The organism is Streptomyces sp. W16 (assembly GCF_033194735.1).
Lineage (GTDB): Bacteria > Actinomycetota > Actinomycetes > Streptomycetales > Streptomycetaceae > Streptomyces.
Window position 1 is genome coordinate 1 of record NZ_JAWOAI010000123.1, and the last position, 21,334, is coordinate 21,334.

Consider the following 21,334-nt stretch of genomic DNA (forward strand, 5'->3'; position numbering starts at 1 on the left):
CGACCGGCTCGTACCCGGCGATCTCGCGCGCCCCGGCGCGCAGGATCAGCGCATGCCCCGGCGGAATGCGACGCACGCCGTCGTACGGCGTCGAGTCGTGCAGCGCGGCGGGCACATCGGGGGCCGCGAGCAGGGCGGCCAGGTGTCCGAAGTCGAGGTTGGCCTCGATGAGGTCGGCGAGCGGGAGCGCGGCCGTGGAGTAGGCCGTACCGCCGGCCCAGGGGGTGTAGAACACCGGCTTGGCGCCCGCGAGATCGCCGCAGACCATGGTGCGGCGGCCGACCTTGACGACCGCCGTGTAGCTGCCCGACCAGGCCGTCAGATGCCGAAGTGCCCCTCCGCGCGCGGAGAACAGACTGAGGCGCAGCTCCTCGTCGGAGGCGCCGCACGTACCGAGGACCGCGATCCGGGTCTCCGCGTCGACCTTCACGACCCGCACCTCGTCGGGCCGCCAGTCGCCGACCGCCCACAGCGGATCCGGGTCGCCCCACAGGAGTTGGGACCCCACCGGATGCACCGTCTCACCGTCGAGTCCGGTAGCCCCCGCCGAACCGATCGCGGCGGCTCCAGCGGCGGTACTGCTCCATCCCACCAACCACCGCATCGACGCCTCCACAGGCTGTGGACAACCAGTGCACCGCACGAACTGGGCACCATGCTGCCATGAAGGACGCCTTCCGGAGGGCCGGAGAAGCCGCTTGAGATCGCGTGAAGACGCCCTGGACGAGGGACAACCGGACAAGGACGACCCTACGTCCGCGACGCGAATGCGCCCCCGATACGCTCCCCCAAAACCCCTAACGCGCCCTCAACTCCCGTGGTAGGAGCGGTATTCGGCACCGAGAGGCGGGGGTGATTTTCGGCCAAATCGGTGTTCCGAGCACAGGCTCGCGCACGCTCCGTACATGCCGTGCGCACCGCTTCACACCGCGCACAGTCCGGGAGGCGGAGTACGCCTCCCGGACCGGTCCGCCGCCCGCGGGGATGTAGGCGGCGGTGTCCCCCAGCCCACTGGATCCAGTACAGCGGGCCGACCCACGCACGATCCATCGAAGCGCTCCCGCGATGGCCGGAGAAGAGCGCACACACGGGCGCACGGCCACACGGCGGGGGCACGTCGCAACCCTCCGTGCAAACCCCGCACTCGCGTACGGACCACAATCCCGCCAACCGGAACAATGCCCCTTAACGCTTGGGATGCGGCGAACTACGCTGGGTTTACGAATGCCGCATGGTTATGCCAGCGCGGCAGCCGTCTGTGTCGAGGGGTGGCGCATGTCCAGGGAGCAACGCGGGCCGAACGAAAAACTCGGCACCGTTCTCGCCCTCGCGGGAATCAGCAACGCAGGACTCGCGCGTCGCGTCAACGATCTTGGCGCTCAACGCGGGTTGACACTTCGCTACGACAAGACGTCGGTGGCGCGCTGGGTGTCGAAGGGAATGGTGCCCCAGGGCGCCGCCCCGCACCTCATCGCGGCCGCCATCGGCCAGAAGCTCGGCCGCCCTGTGCCGCTCCACGAGATTGGCCTGGCGGACGCGGATCCCGCGCCGGAAGTGGGCCTCGCATTCCCCAGGGACGTCGGTCAAGCCGTGCGTTCCGCAACGGAGTTGTACCGCCTCGACCTCGCCGGCCGCCGGGCCGGCTCCGGCGGCATCTGGCAGTCCCTCGCCGGGTCGTTCGCAGTCAGCGCATACGCAACGCCCGCCTCACGGTGGCTGATAACCCCGGCCGACAGTTCGGTGGCCCGGGAGGCGAACTCCGCGGAGAGCTCCGGGACACCGCTCAAAGTCGGCCACAGCGATGTGCAGAAGCTGCGGGAGGCCGCGGAGGACGCCAGGCGCTGGGACTCCAAGTACGGGGGCGGCGACTGGCGTTCGTCGATGGTGCCGGAGTGTCTGCGGGTGGAGGCGGCACCGCTGCTGCTCGGCTCGTACTCCGACGAGGTCGGCAGAGCGCTCTTCGGAGCGAGCGCCGAACTCACCCGCCTGGCAGGGTGGATGGCCTTCGACACCGGGCAACAGGAGGCGGCGCAGCGGTACTACATCCAGGCGCTGCGGCTGGCCCGCGCGGCGGCGGACGTACCGCTGGGGGGTTATGTCCTGGCCTCGATGTCGTTGCAGGCGACCTACCGGGGGTTCGGCGACGAGGGTGTCGACCTCGCGCAGGCCGCGCTTGAGCGCAACCGGGGGCTTGCGACTGCCCGCACGATGAGCTTCTTCCGGCTCGTCGAGGCACGGTCCCACGCGAAGGCGGGGGACGCCCAGGCGGCCGGTGCGGCGCTGAAGGCGGCCGAGGGGTGGCTTGAGCGGTCCCGGGAGGGCGACAACGATCCGTCCTGGCTCGGGTTCTACGGCTACGACCGGTTCGCGGCGGACGCGGCGGAGTGCTACCGGGATCTGAAGGCGCCGCGGCAGGTGCGGAGGTTCACGGAGCAGGCGTTGTCGAAGCCGACGGAGGAGTTCGTGCGGTCGCACGGGCTCCGGCTGGTGGTTTCCGCGGTTGCCGAGTTGGAGTCGGGGAATCTTGACGCGGCTTGTGAGCAGGGGGTGCGGGCGGTGGAGGTTGCCGGGCGTATTTCTTCGGCCCGCACGACCGAGTACGTGAAGGATCTTCTTCACCGGCTGGAGCCTTATGGGGACGAGCCGCGGGTTGTTGAGCTGCGGGAGCGGGCTCGGCCTTTGTTGATGGCGCCCGCCTAAGGATCTGCCCGGCTTGTACCGTCTTGCGAGTGCGGGCCCGCTGTGGCTGGTCGCGCAGTTCCCCGCGCCCCTGGGTTGGCATGCCCTCCCCGGGTTTGAAGGCACTGTCAGTGGCGCAGTGCACTATCGAAGCCGGGAGGTGGTGCGCGGTGGTCGGGTACGACTGTGATGTGCTCGTGGTCGGGGGTGGGATCGTCGGGCTGTCGGTCGCGTATGCGATCGGCCGGGCCGCGCCGGGTACGCGGGTGACCGTGCTGGAGAAGGAGGCGGGGCCCGCCCGGCATCAGACGGGGCGGAACAGCGGGGTGATCCACAGTGGGATCTACTACCGGCCCGGCTCGCTCAAGGCGCGGTACGCGGTGGGGGGCGCCGCCGAGATGGTCAAGTTCTGCGCGGAGTACGGCATTCCGCACGCCGTCACCGGCAAGCTGATCGTCGCCACGGAGCGCGCCGAACTGCCCCGCCTGCACGCGCTCGTGCAGCGCGGCCGGGAGAACGGCATTCCGGTGCGGGAGCTCGGCGGGTCCCAGATCGCCGAGTACGAACCTGAGGTGCGCGGCCTCGCCGCCATAGAGGTCGCGACGACCGGGATCTGTGACTACGTCGCGGTCGCCCGGCACCTGGCCGAGGCCTCCGGCGCGGAGATCCGCTACGGCGCGCGCGTCGCCCATGTCGACCGGCGGCCGGAGCGCGGGGTCGCCGTCCGGACGACGGACGGTGCCGGGGGTGGAGACATCGTCCGCGCGCGCGTGCTGGTGAACTGCGCCGGCCTGCAGTGCGACGAGGTGGCCCGGCTGACCGGGGACGACCCCGGGATGCGGATCGTGCCGTTCCGCGGCGAGTACTACACGCTGACGCGCCCCGAGCTGGTGCGCGGCCTGGTGTATCCGGTGCCGGACCCGGCGTTCCCGTTCCTCGGTGTGCACCTCACACGCGGCATCGACGGAAGCGTGCACGTGGGACCGAACGCGGTGCCGGCGCTGGCCCGTGAGGGCTACGGCTGGGGTGTCGTACGCCCCCGGGAGATCGCGACCACGGCGGCCTGGCCCGGGGTGTGGCGGATGGCACGGCAGCACTGGAAGTACGGGGTGGGCGAGCTGCGGCGGTCGGTGTCCAAGAGCGCGTTCACCAGCGCCGTACAGCGGCTGCTCCCCGCAGTGACACCCGACGACCTCACTCCTTCGGCAGCCGGGGTACGCGCCCAGGCCGTGCTGCGGGACGGCACCCTCGTCGACGACTTCCTCATCAAGGAGGGCCCGCGGGCGGTGCACGTCCTCAACGCCCCGAGCCCGGCAGCGACCGCCTCGCTACCGATCGGGAGAGAGGTGGCGAGGCGGGCCCTGGCCGTACTTGGGCAGGAGGAAGGCGTCCGACTCCCGGTGAAGCCGGCGGCTCCCAGTTCCCCGTAAAATCGACGCATTGTGTCTGACTCCCCCAACACCCCCGACGCCCCCGCCGAGGCCGCACAGCGCATCCGAGCCAAAGGCGAACCCCGATTCCCCGACGGCCCCAAGCCCGACCCCGCCGGTTCCCACTTCGAGCGCCGCATCCGGAGTTTCCAGCCGCGCCGGAGCCGCGTGACGACGGGGCAGGCCGACGCGTTGGAACGGTTGTGGCCCAAGTGGGGGCTGGACATCGACGGGCAGCGGGTCGTCGAGTTCGGCGAGCTGTTCGGGAACGACAACCCGGTCGTGCTGGAGATCGGCTTCGGGATGGGCGAGGCCACCGCGCAGATGGCCGCCGCCGACCCGGCGACGAACATCCTCGCCGCCGATGTGCACACCCCGGGCCAGGGCAACCTGCTGGGCCTCGCCGACCACCACGGGCTCTCCAACATCCGCGTCGCCAACGGGGACGCCATCATCCTGCTGCGCGAGATGCTCGCCCCCGACTCGCTCGACGGGCTGCGCGTCTACTTCCCCGACCCCTGGCCGAAGAAGCGGCACCACAAACGGCGGCTGATCCAGGAGGAGTTCCTGACGCTGGCCGCGACCCGCCTCAAACCCGGCGCGACCGTGCACTGCGCGACCGACTGGGAGCCGTACGCGGAACAGATGCTCGAAGTGCTGGGCGTGCACCCGGACTTCGAGAACAGCCAACCCGACGGCGATTTCGCGCCTCGTCCGGACTTCCGGCCGCTGACCCGTTTCGAGGGGCAGGGACTGGACAAGGGACATGTCGTGAACGATCTGCTCTTCCGTCGCGTACCCCACGACGACCAGCACTGACGACCAGCGCTGACGCCAGGCTCCCTCGCGGGCCGTGCCCTTACCTCGTTAGGGTCGATGCCGTGGCCACGTTTTCGCCGTACCCCCCACACCCCGGCCACCCGGCCGGTGGTGTGCCCGGGCACGTGCCGCGCGAGCGCTGGTGGCAGCGGAACGGGGTCCGTTACGGCGCGCTGATCACCCTGCTCACGCTCTCCGGGCTCGTCATCCTCGCCCTCGTCCGCCAACAGACCGGCACGGAAGGGTTCTTGGTGGGCCTCGGGCTCGCCGTGCTGCCCGTGCCGCTGCTCGTCGCCGCGTTCCGCTGGCTGGACCGGGTCGACCCCGGGCCCTGGCGGAACCTCCTCTTCTCCTTCGCCTGGGGCGCCTGCGCCGCCGCGTTGATAGCGATCGTCGCCAACAGCTTCGCCACCAGATGGATAGCGACCGCGACCGCGGACCCCACCAGCGCGGACACCCTGGGCGCCACCGTCATAGCCCCGATCGTCGAGGAATCGGCGAAGGCGGCAGCCGTACTCCTCGTCTTCCTGTTCCGCAGACGGGACTTCACCGGGATCGTCGACGGGGTGGTGATAGCCGGGGTCACCGCCACCGGCTTCGCGTTCACCGAGAACATCCTCTACCTCGGCACCGCCTTCGGCACCGACCAGCTCACCGGCGACCGCGGCTTCACCTCGGTGACCGCGGCGACGTTCTTCGTGCGCATCGTCATGTCCCCGTTCGCGCACCCCCTGTTCACCGTCCTCACCGGCATCGGCTTCGGCATCGCCGCGCTCTCCCCCGACCGGCAGCACGTCCGGCGCGTCCTGGTACCGCTGACCGGACTGCTCCTCGCGATGGGCATGCACGCGGTCTGGAACGGCTCCTCGACGTTCGGCCAGTACGGCTTCTTCGAGGTCTACGGCGCGTTCATGGTGCCCGCGTTCGGTCTGCTGACCTGGCTCGCGGTCTGGACCCGGCAGCGCGAACTGCGTGCCGTGCGCGAGGAGTTGCCCGTGTATGTCCTGGCGGGCTGGCTGACCCCGTCGGAACCGTTCGTGCTCGGTTCGATGAAGGCCCGCCGGCTGGCCCGCGAATACGCCGGCCATCACCTCGGCCGCCCCGCGGCCCGCTCGGTCGCCCGCTACGAGGCCTGCGCGACCTCTCTGGCGTTCCTGCGGCACCGGGCCGCACGGGGCCGCGTGGGCGCCGAATTCGCCGTACGGGAAAGGGAGTTGCTGCACGAGCTGTGGCAGCGGCGGGAGGTTGCGCGGCCCGCGCTGGAGTACGCGGCGCGGCGTATCGCGCCACCGGTGCCGGTGGTGGTGCCGCCGTGGCCCGTGTACGGCGGGAACGGGATGTACGGCGGGCACGGGGTGTACGGGAATCCGGTGTCGTCGTCGCCGTATCCCGCGTACAACCCGTACCGGTCCTGACTGGCCCTCGGAAGGCTCTAGGCCGACGCCTGGGTCAGTTGCTCGATCTCGGCGTCCGTGAGCGCCAGTTCGGCCACGGCCAGCAGTGCGGGCAGTTGGTCCACGGTCCTGGCGGAGGCGATCGGTGCCGCGACCGTGGGCTGGGCGGCGAGCCAGGCGAGGGCAACCGTCGCGACGGACGCGTCGTGGGCCTGTGCGACCTCGTCCAGGGCGGTCAGGACCTTCTGGCCGCGCTCCGATTCGAGGTAGCCCGCGGCCCGCCCGGCCCGCGGGCTGTCCACGGTCGTACCGGGCCGGTACTTGCCGGTGAGGAAGCCGGCCGCCAGGGCGAAGTAGGGGAGTGCCGCCAGGCCGTTCCGCTCGGCCACGTCCCGGAGTTCGCCCTCGTAGGTGTCGCGGGAGACGAGGTTGTAGTGCGGCTGGATCGCGACATAGCGGGCCAGGCCCTCGCGGTCGGAGAGGTCGAGGGAGGCCTGGAGGCGCTCGGGGGAGATGTTCGAGGCGGCGATGTACCGCACCTTGCCCGCCTTCACCAGCTCGTCGAGCGCGCCGACGATCTCCTCGACCGGCACCTCGACCTGGTCGAAGTGGGTGTAGTAGAGGTCGATGTGGTCGGTGTCCAGGCGGCGCAGGGAGGCGTCGGCGGCGGCCCTGATGTTGGCGGCGCTCAGGCCCGGGAAGTCGGGGTGCTGGCTGACCTTGGTGGCGACGACGACGTCGGAGCGGTTGCCGCGGGCCTTGACCCACTTGCCGATGACGGTCTCGGACTCGCCGCCCTGGTTGCCCGGCGCGAACGCCGAGTACGAGTCGGCGGTGTCGATGAAGTTGCCGCCCGCGGCGGCGTACGCGTCGAGTACGGCGAAGGAGGTCGCCTCGTCGGCGGTCCAGCCGAAGACGTTGCCGCCGAGGTTGAGCGGGAAGATCTCCAGGTCGGACCGGCCCAGCTTGCGAAGAGAAGTCATGCTCTACGTCAACAGCCGGGCCGGAACCGGATATTCCAGCGGGTGATCCAGAAGTCTCGGGGACCTCAGGGGTTGAGGCCCTTGCTGCGCAGCCAGGGCGCCGGGTCGCTGGCGGTGGCCGCGCCGTTGATGTGGACCTCCAGGTGGAGGTGCGGTCCGGTCACATTGCCCGTGGCGCCCACGCGGCCGATGACGTCTCCGGTGGCGACCTTCTGGCCGACGCTGACGTTGATCGAGGACTGGTGGCAGAACCACAGCTCGGTGCCGTCGCTGAGGGTGAGGATCGTGCGGTAGCCGTAGGACCCGGCCCAGCCCGCCTCGGTGACCGTGCCGCTGTGGATGGCCTTGATCAGCGTGCCGGTGGGCGCGGCGAAGTCGAGTCCGGTGTGGTAGCCGGAGGACCACATGGAGCCGGCCTGGCCGAAGGTGCCGGTGATCGTGTACGAGCCGACCGGCAGCGTGTACTGCTTGGCCAGCGCGGCGAGCTTGGCGGCCTCGGCCTTCTTCTTGGCGGCGGCCTCCGCGGCCTCCTTGGCGTCGGCGGCCTTCTTAGCGGCGGCCTGCTCGGCCTTCGCGGCGGCGGCGTCGACCTGCTTGGCGACGGCGGCCTCGGCGGCGGCCTGGGACTTGCCGTCGACCTGGAGCTGCTGGAGCTCGGCCTGTTCCATGATCCGGTTGCGCAGCAGTTCGCCCGCGTCCGAGGTGCCCTTGGCGGTCTCGGTGGTGGTCACGCCGACGCTGCTGAGCGCGGTCGCGGAACCCTTGGGGGTGCTGGAGGAGTCGTCCAGCAGATGGCCCACGGAGGGCAGGTCGGGCAGGGAGATGGAGACCGGCGGCTTGCCGGTGTTGGCGCTGGCCATGCCGCCCGCGCTGACGGCGGCTATGACACCGACGCCCAGGACGGTGGAGCTGCGGGCGAATCCCCCGCCACCACGCTGCTTGGCGACACGGTGCTTGCCGCGGTTGGGAGGAACGGTCTCCGCGCTGGGGTTCCACTCCTCCCAGGGGCCCTCGTCGGGGCGGTATCCGCCGTAGACGACCGGGGCTTCTGGGGCAGCCTGGTTTGACGCCACGTGGGCGTGCTCCTTTCCTTCCTTCTCGCCTACCGGGTTAGCTGACGGGTTCGGAGCAGGAAGGTCTCCTACGCGCGTAAACCTGCCGTGTTCCCACGGCTGTCGACGAGCGATTCACCCCAAGTGGTGGTTCCCCGGTTCCCTTGCGGGATTCGGCGCGTGCGCACGGAGCTGTCTCTTGTGACGGCTGGGACGACCGTGCTGCGTTATCGAACGTTAATAGACACGGGCGCCCGATTCCAAGCCCGTTCGCTTGATCATTAACCTTTCCTTGCTGGACGAACGGCCCACCGTCGCCGAAAAACGGGCGAGTTGACCATGTCTTGGAATTCCCACAGGTATTGACGGCATGTCCGGTCATGGATGGCGTACGGCGATCATCGCCATGTCGTCCGTCATGCCGCCCCCGGAGTACCGGCGCACCTCCTTGGCGAGGAGGGAGAGCAACGCCTCGGGGCTGCGGAAGGTCCGCCCGGTCAGCCGCTCCCCGGGGTCGTAGAACACGCCGTGGGAGTCGCGGGCCTCGGACAGGCCGTCGGTGTACAGGAGCAGTGTGGCTCCGCCGGGGAACGCGAACTCCTCGGCCCGGTCGGGCCAGAACCCCAACTCCCCCATCCCGAGCGGCAGTGCGGGCTCCTTGACGAGCAGGGTGTCCACGGTGCCGTCCGCGTGCAGGAGCAGCGGCGGCGGGTGGCCCCGGTCGACGATCCGTACGACGCCGTCGCCGTGCGGGAGTTCGGCGAGGACAGCCGTGGTGAACCCCTCGAACGCGTCGAGCCCGTCGCGCCGGGTGCCCTCGCGCGCCAGCGCCCGCTCCAGCCGCTGCGCGACCGCCTCCAGGGTGGTCTCCTGCTCGGCTGCCTCCCGGAACGCCCCGATGACCACCGCGACGGCCGCGACCGCGCCCATGCCCTTCCCGCGTACGTCGCCGACGACCAGCCGTACGCCGTGCGGGGTGTCCTGCACCGCGTACAGGTCGCCGCCGATGAACGCGCCCTCCTGCGCCGCCTCGTACCGTGCCGCGATCTCGAACCCGCCGATCCGCTCGGCCGGTTCGGGGAGTACCGCGCGCTGGGCGGCCTCGGCGATCTCGCGTACGGAGGCGAGCTGTTCGCTGCTGCGGCGGACGAGGGCGTTGATGAGGACGGCGAGCACGGCGACCGTCGCCACGGTGGCCACCTCGGTGACCGCGTCGGTGCGCAGGAGGATGCCGAGCCTGATGTGGATCGCGAGGACGACGGCGAGGGCGGCCAGGCCGGTGAGCACGGTGCCGCGCCGTGAGTAGAGCGGGGCGGCGACGAGCGGGGCGGCGGTGAAGAACGGGGCCGCCGTGAAGTCCTGCGGGGTCAAGTAGTCGTAGCAGGCCCCGACGATCAGCAGCAGCGCGGGCAGCCGGCGGACCAGGGCGAGGACGCGGGCGGTCCGCCGTCCCTCGTCGGGGCCGAGGCCGGGGTCGGGGACGGGATCGCCGGGCAGCCGCCCGCCGGCTCGCGCATACGGACCCTCCTCCTCCACACGTCCAGTTTTTCCTGGCCGGGGGAGGGCGGCGAGCGGGGTGGGCCGACCGGGGCGGGAGAAACACCAAGGGCCGGAATCCATGTTCTGGATTCCGGCCCTTGGCCTTGAGTAGCGGGGACAGGATTTGAACCTGCGACCTCTGGGTTATGAGCCCAGCGAGCTACCGAGCTGCTCCACCCCGCGCCGTTGTGATTGCAACTATACGCCATCCGCGGGGTCCGATGTCACACAGGTTTCAGTCGGCGGTGTTCCCGGCGTGCGTGAGGGTCTCCCAGGAGACGAAGAGGTCGTCGCTGCCGGCCGGCCGGGTCGTCTCGGCGAGCTTGTGCGCGGCGGGCACCTTCATGCCGAGCCGGTCCTCCAGGTGGTTGAGCGGAACCTCCAGGTCGGGCCCCATGTTCCGGTCGACCCTGCCGCCGCAGAGCCAGGCGGGCGCGGGCTCGCCGAGCTGGTAGCGGGAGTGGAATTCGAGGGCGGCCTTGAGCCGGTCCTTGACCCCGTCGTAGAGGTCGACGCCCTGGTGCCAGGCGGTCTCGGCGATGTGCCCGGTGGCGGCGAGGGAGTACCCGACGTGCTTGAAGTTGCGGCAGGTCTCCTGGGCGATGCCGTCCTTGAAGGTGGTCTGCTTGAACCAGTACGTCGTCAGCTTCTGCGGGGTGGTGACGGTGGAGCGGGCCGGAGTGAGCGGCACCTTGCCGTCCTTCTCCAGGTAGAAGTAGGCGGGCACGCGGTCGCGGAAGCGTTTGACGGCCGCGTCGAAGGCCTTGTGGTCGTCGAGGAAGACGGCGATGCCGATCGCCGCGTCGGTCATCGCGAGGTCCCAGTTGCCGTTGTAGTCCGGCAGGTCCTTGGTGACCTCGGGCTGATAGGCGGTGCGCAGCATGGTCGCGAACCGCTGGACCCGGTCCGCCGGCCACCCGGCCCCCGGCGCGTACCGCACGATCTCCGCCGCCCGCGCCCACGTCGACCCGGCCCAGGCGGTCTGCAGGCCGGCGTCCTCGGAGGTGTGCTCCTTCATCCTCGCCGACCAGTCGTCCATGATCTCCCGCGCCTTGAGCGCGTGATGCTGCTTGCCGGTGATGCTGAACAACAGGGCCTGCGTGTACGCCGCGATCGCGTCCTCGCGCTCCTCGACACACCCGTGCGCGGCCTTGCCGTTCCAGGGGCAGTCGACGTCGGCGTAGGGCTTCGCCGTGTACTTGTACGACCCGTACTTGCTGTCCCGCATCCCGAAGTACGCCTTCAGCCAGGGCTGTTTCCCGGCCGCCACGTTCTTCCGTACGGCGTCCAGCTGCCCCTTGCTGACCAGCACTCCGGGATGCGTGAACGCCGCGCCGGCGGGCAGTGCCCGCGCCATGGTCCGGGTACCGGTGTCCGCCGCCCCGCACGAGGCGACGAGCCCCATCGCCACGGACGCGCCCATCACGGCCGCCGAGCGCCGCCGCACTGCCCTCATGTGCCCTACCTCCGCCGTTGTCCGCACCGGTTCTCTGCGAGCGTGACCCGGCGGACGGCGGACCGCAGGATCTGATGGGCCGATCGGATCTGCTGGGCCGATCGGTCACCTGCCCGGGGCGGATGCCTTTTGATTTGCGAATGGCAACTCTCCGCATACTAGGTGAGTTACGATCGATTGGTAAGTAGGCACTTTTGAGTGCGTTACCCCCTGACGGGAGAGACGATGACCACGAAGGCGTACGAGGCGTACATGCGCGACTGCCCCGCGGTGGCCCTGCTCTCGACGATCAGCAACCGGTGGGTCAGCCTGACGATGTGCACCCTCGGGTCCCACGGCGACGCGATGCGGTACAACCACATCAGCCGTGAGATCCCGGGCGTCAGCCAGAAGATGCTGACCCAGACCCTGCGCATGCTGGAGCGCGACGGCATGGTGCGGCGGACGGTCACACCGTCCGTGCCGGTACGCGTCGACTACGAACTGACCCCGCTCGGGCAGGGCCTGTACGGCCTGTTGTCCCAGGTGCGCGACTGGGCCGGCGAGAAGACCGGCGAGGTCGACGAGGCGAGGGCCCGCTACGACGCGGGGTTGTAACGCACTTGGAAGTGCCTTCTTACGAATCGATCGCAACGCACCTACCGTTTGATGGGTTCCATTTCGCAAACGGAAGAGTGAATATCATGCGCGCAGCAGTCGTCAGGAAGACCGGGGGACCCGAGGCCGTCGAGGTCCTGGAGGTCCCGCTTCCGGAACCGGGTCCCCTGGAGGTCCGCGTCAAGGTCGCCGCCGCCGCGCTCAATCCCGCCGACTCCGCGGTGTGGGCCGGGTACTTCGGGCCGATGCCGGAGGTCGACCACACCGGTCTCGGACTGGACGCCGCGGGGACGATCGACGCCGTCGGCCCGGGTGTGCTCCTTGAGGTCGGCACCCCGGTGATCGTGTTCGACGCCCCCGTGCTGCGTCCCACGAAGGCCCAGGCCGAATACCTCGTGACCGACCTCAACTCCCTCGCCCCCGCCCCGGAGGGCATGGACCCGACGCTCGCGGCGACGATCCCGCTCAACGCGACGACCGCCTCACTTGCCCTGGACCACCTCCCGCTGCGCCCCCGCGACACCTTGCTGATCACCGGCGCCGGCGGGGCCGTCGGCGGCTACGCCGTGGAGCTGGCCCGGACGCGGGGCGTGCGGATCGTCGCACAGGGGCGGCCCGAGGACGAGGAGTATCTGCGCGGTCGGGGCGCCACCTGGTTCGTGTCCCGCGACGAGGAACCGGGCGCGGCGGTACGGCGGTTGGTGCCCGGCGGCGTGGACGGCGTGCTCGACGCGGCGGCTCTGGGCGCACCCGCGATGGCGGCCGTACGGGACGGCGGCGTCTTCGTGAGCGTGCGGCTTGACGTGCTGCCGGCGCCGGAGCGGGGCGTGGTGGTGCGCCACACCGCCGCCGGTCCCGACGCACCCCGGCTCGCGTATCTCTCGGCGCTCGCCGAGGTCGGCGTCCTGACACCGCGCGTGGCTGAGGTGTATCCCCTGGCGCAGGCCGCCGAGGCCCACGCCCGGCTGGCCCGGGGCGGTCTGCGCGGCCGGATCGTACTGGTCCCGTGAGCACCGGGACCGGCGCGGACCACCGGAAAGAGCCGGTCGTGGTCACCGCGGTGACCACGATCTCCGCTCCGATGGAGGCCGTGTGGCGCGTGCTCGTGGCGTTCGACCAGTACGCGCGGTGGCACCCGGTGCTGTCCTTCGACGCGCGGCCCGAGCAGGTGGTGGTCGGGGCGGAGGTTCCGGGCCGGGTCTCGGACGGCGCGGGCGGCGAGCAGGACGTCACGATGAGGATCGTCGATGTGGCGGCTCCCCGGCGACTGGTCTGGGAGGGCGGATCCCTCGACGCGGTCCTCGGCAGGCACTCGTTCACGCTCGGCCAACTGCTGGACGGCAGCACCGAGTTGACCGACTCCGAGGAGTTCTTCGGAGCCACCGCCGCCGAACTCGTCCCGGCACTGGGCCGGCTCGGGGAGGAGTACGCCCGATACGGCGTCGCTCTGCGGGCACGTGCGGAGGGCCGGTGGTCGTGGAGCGGGGGCCGGTAGGTGTCCCGAAAAAGTGTGTCACTTTTCGCGAAAGTGACACACTTTTTCAGAGTAGGTGACCCGCCTCAGCCCGGCAGATGCCCGTTCGGCGCCTTCGCCCGGTCCTCGTACTCCGGGAGTACGACCACTGAGACCCCCCGCGCCGCCAGCATTCCGCTCCCGTCGGCGCCCGCCACGAAGGTGTCCGGCTCGCGCCAGGCCGTCACCACGCGTCGTACGCCGGCGTCGAGGATCAGGCGGGCGCAGGGCTTGGGGCGGGAGGCGCGATGGGTGCAGGGCTCCAGGCTGGTGTAGACCGTGGCGGCGGAGAGGCGGGGGTCCGCCGGGTCCAGCTTGGCCAGGGCCGCCTCCTCCGCGTGGACCACCGGGTCGCCGGCCTCGCGGGAGTGGCCGCGGGCCAGTTCCGTGCCGTCCTCGGCCACCACCACCGCGCCGACGCTGAACGCCGTCTCCGAGGGCGGGCAGTCGGCGGCCAGGTCGCAGGCGAGGGCGAGCCAGTGGTGGTCGGCGGCGGAGGGGAGGTCGCCGGTGCCGGGGGCGGTGGGCTCGTAGCGCATGAGGACGACGTCCTCGATGGGGCGGGTCTCCAGCAGGCGGAGGCGGCCCGACTGGTACGTGCCCGGGCCGAACAGGCGGGGGGCGCCCGGGGCGCCCACGAAGAGTGGGGACAGGACCAGTTGGAGTTCGTCGGCCAGGCCCTGCTGGAGGAGCTGGGTGTGCACGGTGCCGCCGCCCTCGACCATCAGGCGGTCAACTCCCCTTACGGCGTGCAGGTGTTCAAGGAGACGGCGCCAGTCGAGGTCGGGGCCGAGGGCGAAGACGTCGGCGGCGAGGCCGAGTTGCCGTACCCGCTCCGCGCCCTTGTCGGTCGTAGCGATGAGTTTGTCCCCGCCCGTGTGCCAGAAGTTGGCCGCCGGGTCCAGGTCGCCGGAGCCGCTGACCGTGACCTTGAGGGGGTACTCCGGCTTGCCTGCCGCGATGCGGGCGGCGCGGCGCTCGGGGGAGTTGACCAGGAGGCGGGGGTTGTCCGCGCGGATGGTGCCGGCGCCGATGAGGATCGCGTCCACGGACGCCCGGACCTCGTCGACGCGGTCGAAGTCGGCGGGGCTGGAGAGGAGCAGCCGGTCGGGGCCGGTGTCGTCGAGGTAGCCGTCGAGGGAGACGGCGGCGGACAGCAGGACGTACGGGAAGGGCATCGACGCGCTCTCTCTTCGAGGCCGGGCTTGGTTCAAGTTTGAAACAAACCTACACTGGGGGCATGACGACTCGCTGGCTCACCGCCGAGGAGCAGCGCGCCTGGCGCGCCTACATCGCCGCGACGCACCTCCTGGAGGACGCGATCGACCGGCAGCTCCAGCAGGAGGCCGGCATGCCCCACCTGTACTACTCCATCCTGGCCAACCTCTCCGACGTACCGGACCACCGGCTGCGGATGACCGACCTCGCCGAGAAGTCGAAGATCACCCGGAGCCGGCTGACGTACGCCGTGACCCGGCTGGAGAAGGACGGGCTGGTGCGGCGCGAGGGGTGCCCGTCGGACAAGCGGGGCAGCACCGCGATCCTGACCGACGAGGGGATGGCCGTCCTGGTGCGTTCGGCGCCGGGCCATGTCGAGACCGTCCGCGCCGCGATCTTCGACCATCTCACCCCGGAGCAGGTGGGCCAGCTGGAGGAGATCAGCGCCGGCATCGTGCGGGCACTGGAGGCACCGGAGGACGTCCCGTGGCGCCGCCGTTCCTCCCCGCCGTGTTCGTGACTCGTCACACAAATCTGTTGCTTCAAATTTCAAGCATGCGGTATTGTCCGTGATCGCGGATGTGCTTCAGTTTTGAAGCACATCGCTACGTCACCCTTCGGACTCGGAGACCCGCATGCCCGACTTCCCCGCCGCCACCCAGCGTGCCCGCGTCCGGGTACCGCTGCGCTTCCACGACGGTTACGCCGTAGACACCGAACTCGTCACCTTCCACGGCCTGACCGACGGCCAGGAACATGTCGCCGTCGTCCTCGGTGACCCCGCCCCCGGCACCACCCCGCTGGTCCGGCTGCACTCCGAGTGCCTGACCGGAGACGTCTTCGGCTCCGCCCGCTGCGACTGCGGACCCCAGCTGCGCGAGGCCGTCGAGCGCATCGCCGACCGCGGCGGTGTCCTGCTCTACCTGCGCCAGGAGGGCCGGGGCATCGGCCTCTACAACAAGCTCGACGCGTACGCCCTCCAGGACCAGGGCCTCGACACCTACGCCGCCAACACCGCGCTCGGCCTCCCCGAGGACGCCCGCGACTACACGGCCGCCGCCCAGATGCTCCAGGCCCTGGGCGTCACGTCCCTGGACCTGCTCTCCAACAACCCCGACAAGGCCGACCAGTTGCGCGGCCTGGGCATCGACGTCCACGACCGCGTCCCGACCGGCGTGTTCACCACCCCGCACAACGTCCGGTATCTACGCGCGAAGGTCCTGCAGACCCACCACACGCTCCCGCTGGGCCGGCTGACGGAGCTGAACGTGGGCTGACGGAGGAGCTGACCTGCTCCCGGACGGTGTAGCGGGCTACACCATGCATTCGGGAGGGCACTCCCTCGTGACGGAAGGCCGTCGGCGGAAGGGTTGAGACCACGATCTCGACCGACCGCCGACGTGGAGGCCTTCCCCAGCCATGGCTACTCTCCTCTATCACCTGGGCCGCACGGCCTTCCGGTGGCGCTGGTTCGTCACCCTCCTGTGGGTGGCGGTCCTCGGCGCCGTCGGATTCGCCGCCACCAAGGCCCCCGCCGCTCCGGACGACGGCTTCACGATGCCCGGCATCGAGTCGCAGAAGGCCTTCGACCTGCTGGAGCAGCGCTTCCCGGGCACGGCGGCGGACGGCGCGAACGCACGGATCGTCTTCGTCGCCCCGAACGGCGAGAAGGTCACCGCGACCGAGAACAGGGCGGCGATCGAGAAGCTGGTGACCGAGGCGGCCGACGGTTCCCAAGTCGCCTCCGCCGTCGACCCGTTCGCCGCGAAGGCGGTGAGCGCGGACGCCTCCACGGCGTACTCCACCGTCACCTTCAAGGTGAAGGCCGACGACCTCACCGGCGCCGCCAAGACCCATCTGGAGCGGGCCATCGACACGGCCCGGGACGAGGGCCTGACCGTCGAGGTCGGCGGCGACGCGCTCGCCACCCAGCCCGCGGCGGGCGGCAGCGCCGAGGCCATCGGTATCGCGATAGCCGCCGTGGTCCTGCTCATCACCTTCGGTTCACTGGCCGCGGCCGGCCTGCCCCTCCTCACCGCGATCATCGGCGTCGCCATCAGCATGTCCGCGGTCCTCGCCCTGGGCAGCACCTTCGGCCTCTCCGAGACCACCGGCACCCTCGCCACGATGCTCGGCCTCGCCTGCGGCATCGACTACGCCCTGTTCGTCGTCTCCCGCTACCGGGAGGAGCGGGAGAAGGGCCACGCGCCGAGGGAGGCGGCAGGACTGGCCGTCGGTACGGCGGGTTCGGCAGTTGTGTTCGCCGGTCTGACCGTTGTCATCGCCCTGGCCGGTCTGTCGGTGGTCGGCATCCCGATGCTGACGAAGATGGGCCTCGCGGCGGCAGGCGCGGTCCTCCTCGCCGTCCTGATCTGCCTCACCCTGGTCCCCGCGATCCTCGGCTTCTGGCCCAACGCCGTACTGTCCCGCCGCGACCGCAAGAAGAAGCCCAAGCGCGGCAACGGCGAGAACGGCGGCAGCCGTTGGGCCCGGATCGTCGTACGGCGCCCGATCCCCGTCCTCCTGCTCGGCGTCGTGGGCCTCGGCGCGATGGCGCTGCCCGCCCTCAACCTCCAGCTCGGCATGCCCGGCGACGAGGCCAAGTCCACCGCCACCACCGAACGCCGCGCCTACGACGACCTCGCCGAAGGCTTCGGCCCAGGCTTCAACGGCCCCCTGACCATCGTCGTGGACGCCAAGGGAGCCGCCGACGCGAAGACCGCCGTAGCGACGATCTCGAAGGAGATAGCCGCCACGGACGGAGTGGTCTCCGTCTCCCCGGCGCGCCTCAACTCCGCAGGCGACACAGCGGTGTTCTCCGCGACCCCCGCCACCAGCCCCACCGACGAGAAGACCAAACAGCTCGTCCAGACGATCCGCGACGAACGGCCGGGTATCGAGTCGAAGACGTCCGGCGCGAGCTTCGAGGTCACCGGGACGACCGCGCTGAACATCGACGTGGCGCAGAAGGTCCAGGACGCGCTGATCCCGTACCTGGCCCTGGTGGTGGGCCTGGCGATCGTCCTCCTGCTCCTCGTCTTCCGCTCGCTCCTGGTCCCCCTGAAGGCGGCGCTCGGCTTCCTCCTCTCGGTCCTCGCGGCACTCGGCGCGGTCGTCGCCGTCTTCCAGGAAGGGCACCTGGCCTCCTGGCTGGGCGTCGACCAGACCGGCCCGATCATGAGCCTGATGCCGATCTTCCTGGTGGGCATCGTCTTCGGACTCGCCATGGACTACGAGGTGTTCCTGGTCTCCCGGATGCGTGAGGCGTACGTCCACGGGGACGGGCCGGGCCAGGCGATCGTCTCGGGATTCCGGCACAGCGCCCGGGTGGTCGTGGCCGCCGCGCTGATCATGATGGCGGTGTTCTCGGGCTTCATCGGCGCGGGCGCCTCGATGATCAAGATGATCGGCTTCGGGCTTGCCATCGCGGTCCTGTTCGACGCGTTCGTCGTCCGGATGGCGATCGTGCCGGCCGTCCTCTCCCTGCTCGGCAACAAGGCCTGGTACCTGCCGAGTTGGCTCGACCGCATCCTCCCCCGCATGGACGTCGAGGGCGAGGCCCTGAGCCGCAGGGTCCCGGCACCGGTGACCACGACCGACACCCCGACCGTCCACCTCACGCCGGTCCCGTAGGGCCTGTCGCCGGGCCCGCGGACATCCACAACTCACCAGCCAGAGAGGGCAATTCGATGAAAACCTCAGTGCAGGCCGGGGTGGCCGGGCTCCTCGCCTGCGGCACGCTGCTCACCGTGGTCCTGGTCAGCCGCGACGGTGACGGCGGCGGCACCGGGGTCGCGTACTCGGCCCCGTCGAAGGGCCCGTACGTGGCCCTCGGCGACTCCTACACGGCAGGCCCCGGCATCACCGACCCCACCGGAACCCCCGCGGGCTGCGACCGCTCCGCCGGCAACTACCCGGCCCTCGTGGCCGCCGAACTCGGCCTGAAGGGCGGCAAGTTCCGCGATGTGAGCTGCAGCGGCGCCGCCACCGCCGACCTCACGGCCGCCCAGAAGACCAACGACGGCACCAACCCGCCCCAGCTCAGGGCACTTTCGTCGGACACCCGCCTGGTCACCATCGGCATCGGCGGCAACGACATCGGCTTCAGCGCACTGATCAAACGCTGCGTCGCCATGGGCGCCCTGTACCAACTCACCGGCAGCGGCAAGTACTTCACCGAGAACGCACCCTGCGCACGCAGCGCGGACACCGACGCTGACGCCGTAGAGAAGAAGATCGCCACGGCGGGCGACCGGCTCACCCGGATCCTGACCGAGGTCAGGCGCCGCGCCCCAGAGGCCCGCGTCTACGTCGTCTCCTACCCGGCGATCCTCCCGGCCGACAGCGCCGACTGCGGCCGGGAGATGTCCCTCGCACCGGGCGACGTGACCTACCTCCGCGAGAAGGAGCAACAACTCAACACCGTGCTGCGCCAACGGGCTTCGGAGGCGGGGGTCGGCTACGTCGACACGTACACCCCCTCCACCGACCACAACGCGTGCGCGGCAAAGAACACCCGCTGGGTCGAGCCGCTCGTACCGCAGAGCCCGGCGGCACCGGTGCACCCGAACGCGCGCGGGGAGCGGGGGATGGCGGACGCGGTGCTGCGCACGATCAAGTCGGCGCTGTAGAACGTGTCAACCGGCAGGCCCGCAACCTAAGTTGCACCCGTGGACACTGTGAGTCACGGCACCGCTCTAGGCCCGCCCGGCACACCCGGCACAGCATGAGGCGACTCGTCCTCAACTGATCCGGAGACTCAGTGGACCCGCGAGACTCACGACACTCGACCCCCTCCCCCGACGGTCTCGACCGCCGCGACTTCCTCGGCCGCACGGCAGGCATCACGGCCGGCGCGACCCTGCTCGGCACCCTGACTCCCACCCCGGCATCAGCCACCCCGCACACCGCCGCGAGCCACCCGATCAGAACCCGGTCCGGCCTGGTCACGGGCACCCCCGCCGCCCTCCCCGGCGTCACCGTCTACAAGGGCATCCCCTACGCCGCCTCCACAGCCGGCGAGAACCGCTGGCGCGCCCCGCAACCACCGCCGTCCTGGCAGGGTGTCCGCAAGGCCGACACCTGGGGCGCCGCCTGCCCCCAGCCGGTCACGGGCATAGCCGCCGACAAGGTCCCCCCGCTGAGCGAGGACTGCCTCAACCTCAACATCTGGACGGCGGACGGGAGTTCGCACGCATCCCGTGGCCTCCGCCCGGTCTTCGTCTGGATCTACGGCGGCCGAAACAGCGCCATGTGGGCCTCGCAGCCGGTGTACGACGGGGCGAACCTGGCGGCCAAGGGCGCGGTCGTGGTGACGTACAACCACCGGGTGGGCGCCTTCGGCAACCTCGCGCATCCGGCGCTGAGTTCGGAGGGCGGGCACGGTGGTTCGGGGAACTGGGGTGTGCAGGACACGGTGGCGGCGCTGCGGTGGATCCGCCGCAACATCGCCGCGTTCGGGGGCGATCCGGAACGGGTGACGCTGGCGGGCTGGTCGCACGGCTCGTCGTTCGTCAACATCCTGATGATCTCGAAGCTCGCGCGAGGCCTGTTCCACCGGGCCCTCCTCTCGGCCGGCGTGCAGTACACCAAGGACCCGGCACTGGGTCATGTGGCGGGCGGCTACGCGCAGTTGGCGACGGCGGAGGCCAACGGCACAGCGTTCGCTGCGTACATGGGCGCGACCTCGCTGTCGGACCTGCGCGCGCTGACGGCCGACGAGATCGTGACCAAGGTGTACGCGCAGGGCGCCCCGGCGGCGGGCACGAGCTTCGGCAACGTACTGGACGGCTACGTCCTGCCGAAGTCCTACACGGCCGCGATGAAGTCCCGCACCGAGTACGACATCCCGGTCCTCACCGGCAACAACAAGGACGAGAACGGCGCCTCGCCGACACTGACGATGACGGTGGCGGCGTACGAGGCGTACGCGGCAACCACGTTCGGTGACCGGGCGGCCGACTTCCTCGCCCTCTACCCCGCCACGACGGACGCGGAGGCGGCAGCCCAGTACAACAACTACGCCCGCGACGAGGAACGCGTCTCCACCTTCCTCTGGGGCACACAGTTCCGGACGGCGGCCGGCAACCGCAGCCCCGTCCACACCTACTGGTGGACCCACGTCCCCCCGGGCCACGACACCACCAACCCCATCGAACCGGCCGACGGCGCGGGCGCCTACCACGGCGCCGAGAAGTACTACCTCTTCGGCAACCTGTACGGCACCGACCGCCCCTGGACCGCGGCGGATTACGCGATCGCCGACACGACCTCGTCGTACGTCGCGAACTTCGCGGCGACGGGCAATCCGAACGGGCACGGGCTGCCGGCGTGGCCGACGTTGCGGACGTCCAAGCCGGTGTCGATGGAGTTGGGCGACCACTTCGCGCCGTTGTCGGTGGCTGACACGGAGGCCAAGTACGCGTTCTTGAAGGGGTACTTGGAGGCGCAGGTCACGGAGTACTGAGCGAGAGCCGAGCGGAGGTCAGCTGTGTGCTCGTGCCGTGAGATAGGGGTCGCGGCGGAGGACTTCGCGGCTGCCGAAGAGGGTGCCGACGGCCAGGCCGGCAGCGGGCAGCAGCAGCGCCGCGGCGGCCCAGGCCGGTCCGGGCAGGGCGTCCATGACGGTGATGGGCAAGCCGAGCGCATCGCTGA

17 protein-coding genes, 1 tRNA gene, 1 pseudogene and 1 riboswitch are annotated in these 21,334 nt (G+C 70.6%); of the genes and pseudogenes, 12 read left to right on the forward strand and 7 right to left on the reverse strand.

The window, feature by feature from the left end; translation table 11 throughout:
• Window positions 1-604: pseudogene (locus tag R6V09_RS18470) on the reverse strand (asparagine synthase-related protein); the annotation flags it as partial.
• Between the two features lie 671 nt (window positions 605-1,275).
• On the opposite strand from R6V09_RS18470, the gene R6V09_RS18475 reads away from it, so the two are divergent.
• The 4 genes from R6V09_RS18475 to R6V09_RS18490 all read left to right on the forward strand — a co-directional run bounded on the left by R6V09_RS18475 (window position 1,276) and on the right by R6V09_RS18490 (window position 6,343).
• Window positions 1,276-2,700 (forward strand): hypothetical protein, encoded by a 1,425-nt coding sequence (locus R6V09_RS18475; protein WP_026151123.1) that lies wholly within the window; start codon window positions 1,276-1,278, stop codon window positions 2,698-2,700.
• Between the two features lie 149 nt (window positions 2,701-2,849).
• Window positions 2,850-4,109, forward strand: coding sequence for an L-2-hydroxyglutarate oxidase (gene lhgO, locus R6V09_RS18480; RefSeq protein WP_317882506.1), 1,260 nt, complete (start codon window positions 2,850-2,852; stop codon window positions 4,107-4,109).
• Between the two features lie 12 nt (window positions 4,110-4,121).
• Complete coding sequence (gene trmB, locus R6V09_RS18485) at window positions 4,122-4,928, forward strand: tRNA (guanosine(46)-N7)-methyltransferase TrmB (protein WP_317882507.1); 807 nt, start codon at window positions 4,122-4,124, stop codon at window positions 4,926-4,928.
• Window positions 4,929-4,990: 62 nt separating this feature from the next.
• Complete coding sequence (locus tag R6V09_RS18490) at window positions 4,991-6,343, forward strand: PrsW family intramembrane metalloprotease (RefSeq protein ID WP_317882508.1); 1,353 nt, start codon at window positions 4,991-4,993, stop codon at window positions 6,341-6,343.
• Window positions 6,344-6,360: 17 nt separating this feature from the next.
• Here R6V09_RS18490 and R6V09_RS18495 read toward each other — a convergent pair whose 3' ends face one another.
• The 5 genes from R6V09_RS18495 to R6V09_RS18515 form a co-directional block, all read right to left on the reverse strand.
• The gene (locus tag R6V09_RS18495) at window positions 6,361-7,305 is read right to left on the reverse strand and encodes an aldo/keto reductase (protein ID WP_317882509.1); all 945 of its coding nucleotides are present in this window, start codon (window positions 7,303-7,305) and stop codon (window positions 6,361-6,363) included.
• A gap of 65 nt (window positions 7,306-7,370) precedes the next feature.
• On the reverse strand, window positions 7,371-8,378 hold the full coding sequence (locus R6V09_RS18500; protein WP_317882510.1) for a M23 family metallopeptidase: 1,008 nt from the start codon (window positions 8,376-8,378) through the stop codon (window positions 7,371-7,373).
• A gap of 11 nt (window positions 8,379-8,389) precedes the next feature.
• Window positions 8,390-8,546: riboswitch (cyclic di-AMP (ydaO/yuaA leader) on the reverse strand.
• Between the two features lie 189 nt (window positions 8,547-8,735).
• Window positions 8,736-9,893: a PP2C family protein-serine/threonine phosphatase gene (locus R6V09_RS18505; protein ID WP_317882511.1), complete on the reverse strand. Its 1,158-nt coding sequence runs from the start codon at window positions 9,891-9,893 to the stop codon at window positions 8,736-8,738.
• 112 nt (window positions 9,894-10,005) lie between these two features.
• Window positions 10,006-10,079, reverse strand: a tRNA-Met gene (locus R6V09_RS18510).
• Between the two features lie 52 nt (window positions 10,080-10,131).
• Window positions 10,132-11,352: an alginate lyase family protein gene (locus tag R6V09_RS18515; protein WP_317882512.1), complete on the reverse strand. Its 1,221-nt coding sequence runs from the start codon at window positions 11,350-11,352 to the stop codon at window positions 10,132-10,134.
• Window positions 11,353-11,577: 225 nt separating this feature from the next.
• Here R6V09_RS18515 and R6V09_RS18520 point away from each other — a divergent pair, with 225 nt between their 5' ends.
• The 3 genes from R6V09_RS18520 (at window position 11,578) to R6V09_RS18530 (ending at window position 13,444) form a co-directional block, all read left to right on the forward strand.
• On the forward strand, window positions 11,578-11,949 hold the full coding sequence (locus tag R6V09_RS18520) for a winged helix-turn-helix transcriptional regulator (protein ID WP_317882513.1): 372 nt from the start codon (window positions 11,578-11,580) through the stop codon (window positions 11,947-11,949).
• 86 nt (window positions 11,950-12,035) lie between these two features.
• A complete protein-coding gene (locus R6V09_RS18525; protein WP_317882514.1) occupies window positions 12,036-12,959 on the forward strand; it encodes an NADP-dependent oxidoreductase in 924 nt (307 codons plus the stop codon).
• The gene (locus tag R6V09_RS18530; protein ID WP_317882515.1) at window positions 12,956-13,444 is read left to right on the forward strand and encodes an SRPBCC domain-containing protein; all 489 of its coding nucleotides are present in this window, start codon (window positions 12,956-12,958) and stop codon (window positions 13,442-13,444) included. The genes R6V09_RS18525 and R6V09_RS18530 overlap by 4 nt, the downstream gene beginning before the upstream one ends.
• A 65-nt stretch (window positions 13,445-13,509) precedes the next feature.
• On the opposite strand, the gene R6V09_RS18535 is transcribed toward R6V09_RS18530, so the two are convergent.
• A complete protein-coding gene (locus R6V09_RS18535; RefSeq protein WP_317882516.1) occupies window positions 13,510-14,640 on the reverse strand; it encodes a dihydrofolate reductase family protein in 1,131 nt (376 codons plus the stop codon).
• 62 nt (window positions 14,641-14,702) lie between these two features.
• Here R6V09_RS18535 and R6V09_RS18540 point away from each other — a divergent pair, with 62 nt between their 5' ends.
• The 5 genes from R6V09_RS18540 to R6V09_RS18560 all read left to right on the forward strand — a co-directional run bounded on the left by R6V09_RS18540 (window position 14,703) and on the right by R6V09_RS18560 (window position 21,146).
• Window positions 14,703-15,200, forward strand: coding sequence for a MarR family winged helix-turn-helix transcriptional regulator (locus tag R6V09_RS18540; protein ID WP_317882517.1), 498 nt, complete (start codon window positions 14,703-14,705; stop codon window positions 15,198-15,200).
• A gap of 115 nt (window positions 15,201-15,315) precedes the next feature.
• The gene (locus tag R6V09_RS18545) at window positions 15,316-15,957 is read left to right on the forward strand and encodes a GTP cyclohydrolase II (protein WP_317882518.1); all 642 of its coding nucleotides are present in this window, start codon (window positions 15,316-15,318) and stop codon (window positions 15,955-15,957) included.
• Window positions 15,958-16,099: 142 nt separating this feature from the next.
• On the forward strand, window positions 16,100-18,313 hold the full coding sequence (locus R6V09_RS18550; RefSeq protein ID WP_317882519.1) for an MMPL family transporter: 2,214 nt from the start codon (window positions 16,100-16,102) through the stop codon (window positions 18,311-18,313).
• Between the two features lie 56 nt (window positions 18,314-18,369).
• Complete coding sequence (locus R6V09_RS18555; RefSeq protein WP_317882520.1) at window positions 18,370-19,311, forward strand: SGNH/GDSL hydrolase family protein; 942 nt, start codon at window positions 18,370-18,372, stop codon at window positions 19,309-19,311.
• A 131-nt stretch (window positions 19,312-19,442) separates the two neighbouring features.
• A complete protein-coding gene (locus R6V09_RS18560; RefSeq protein ID WP_317882521.1) occupies window positions 19,443-21,146 on the forward strand; it encodes a carboxylesterase/lipase family protein in 1,704 nt (567 codons plus the stop codon).
• Window positions 21,147-21,334 lie beyond the last annotated feature (188 nt).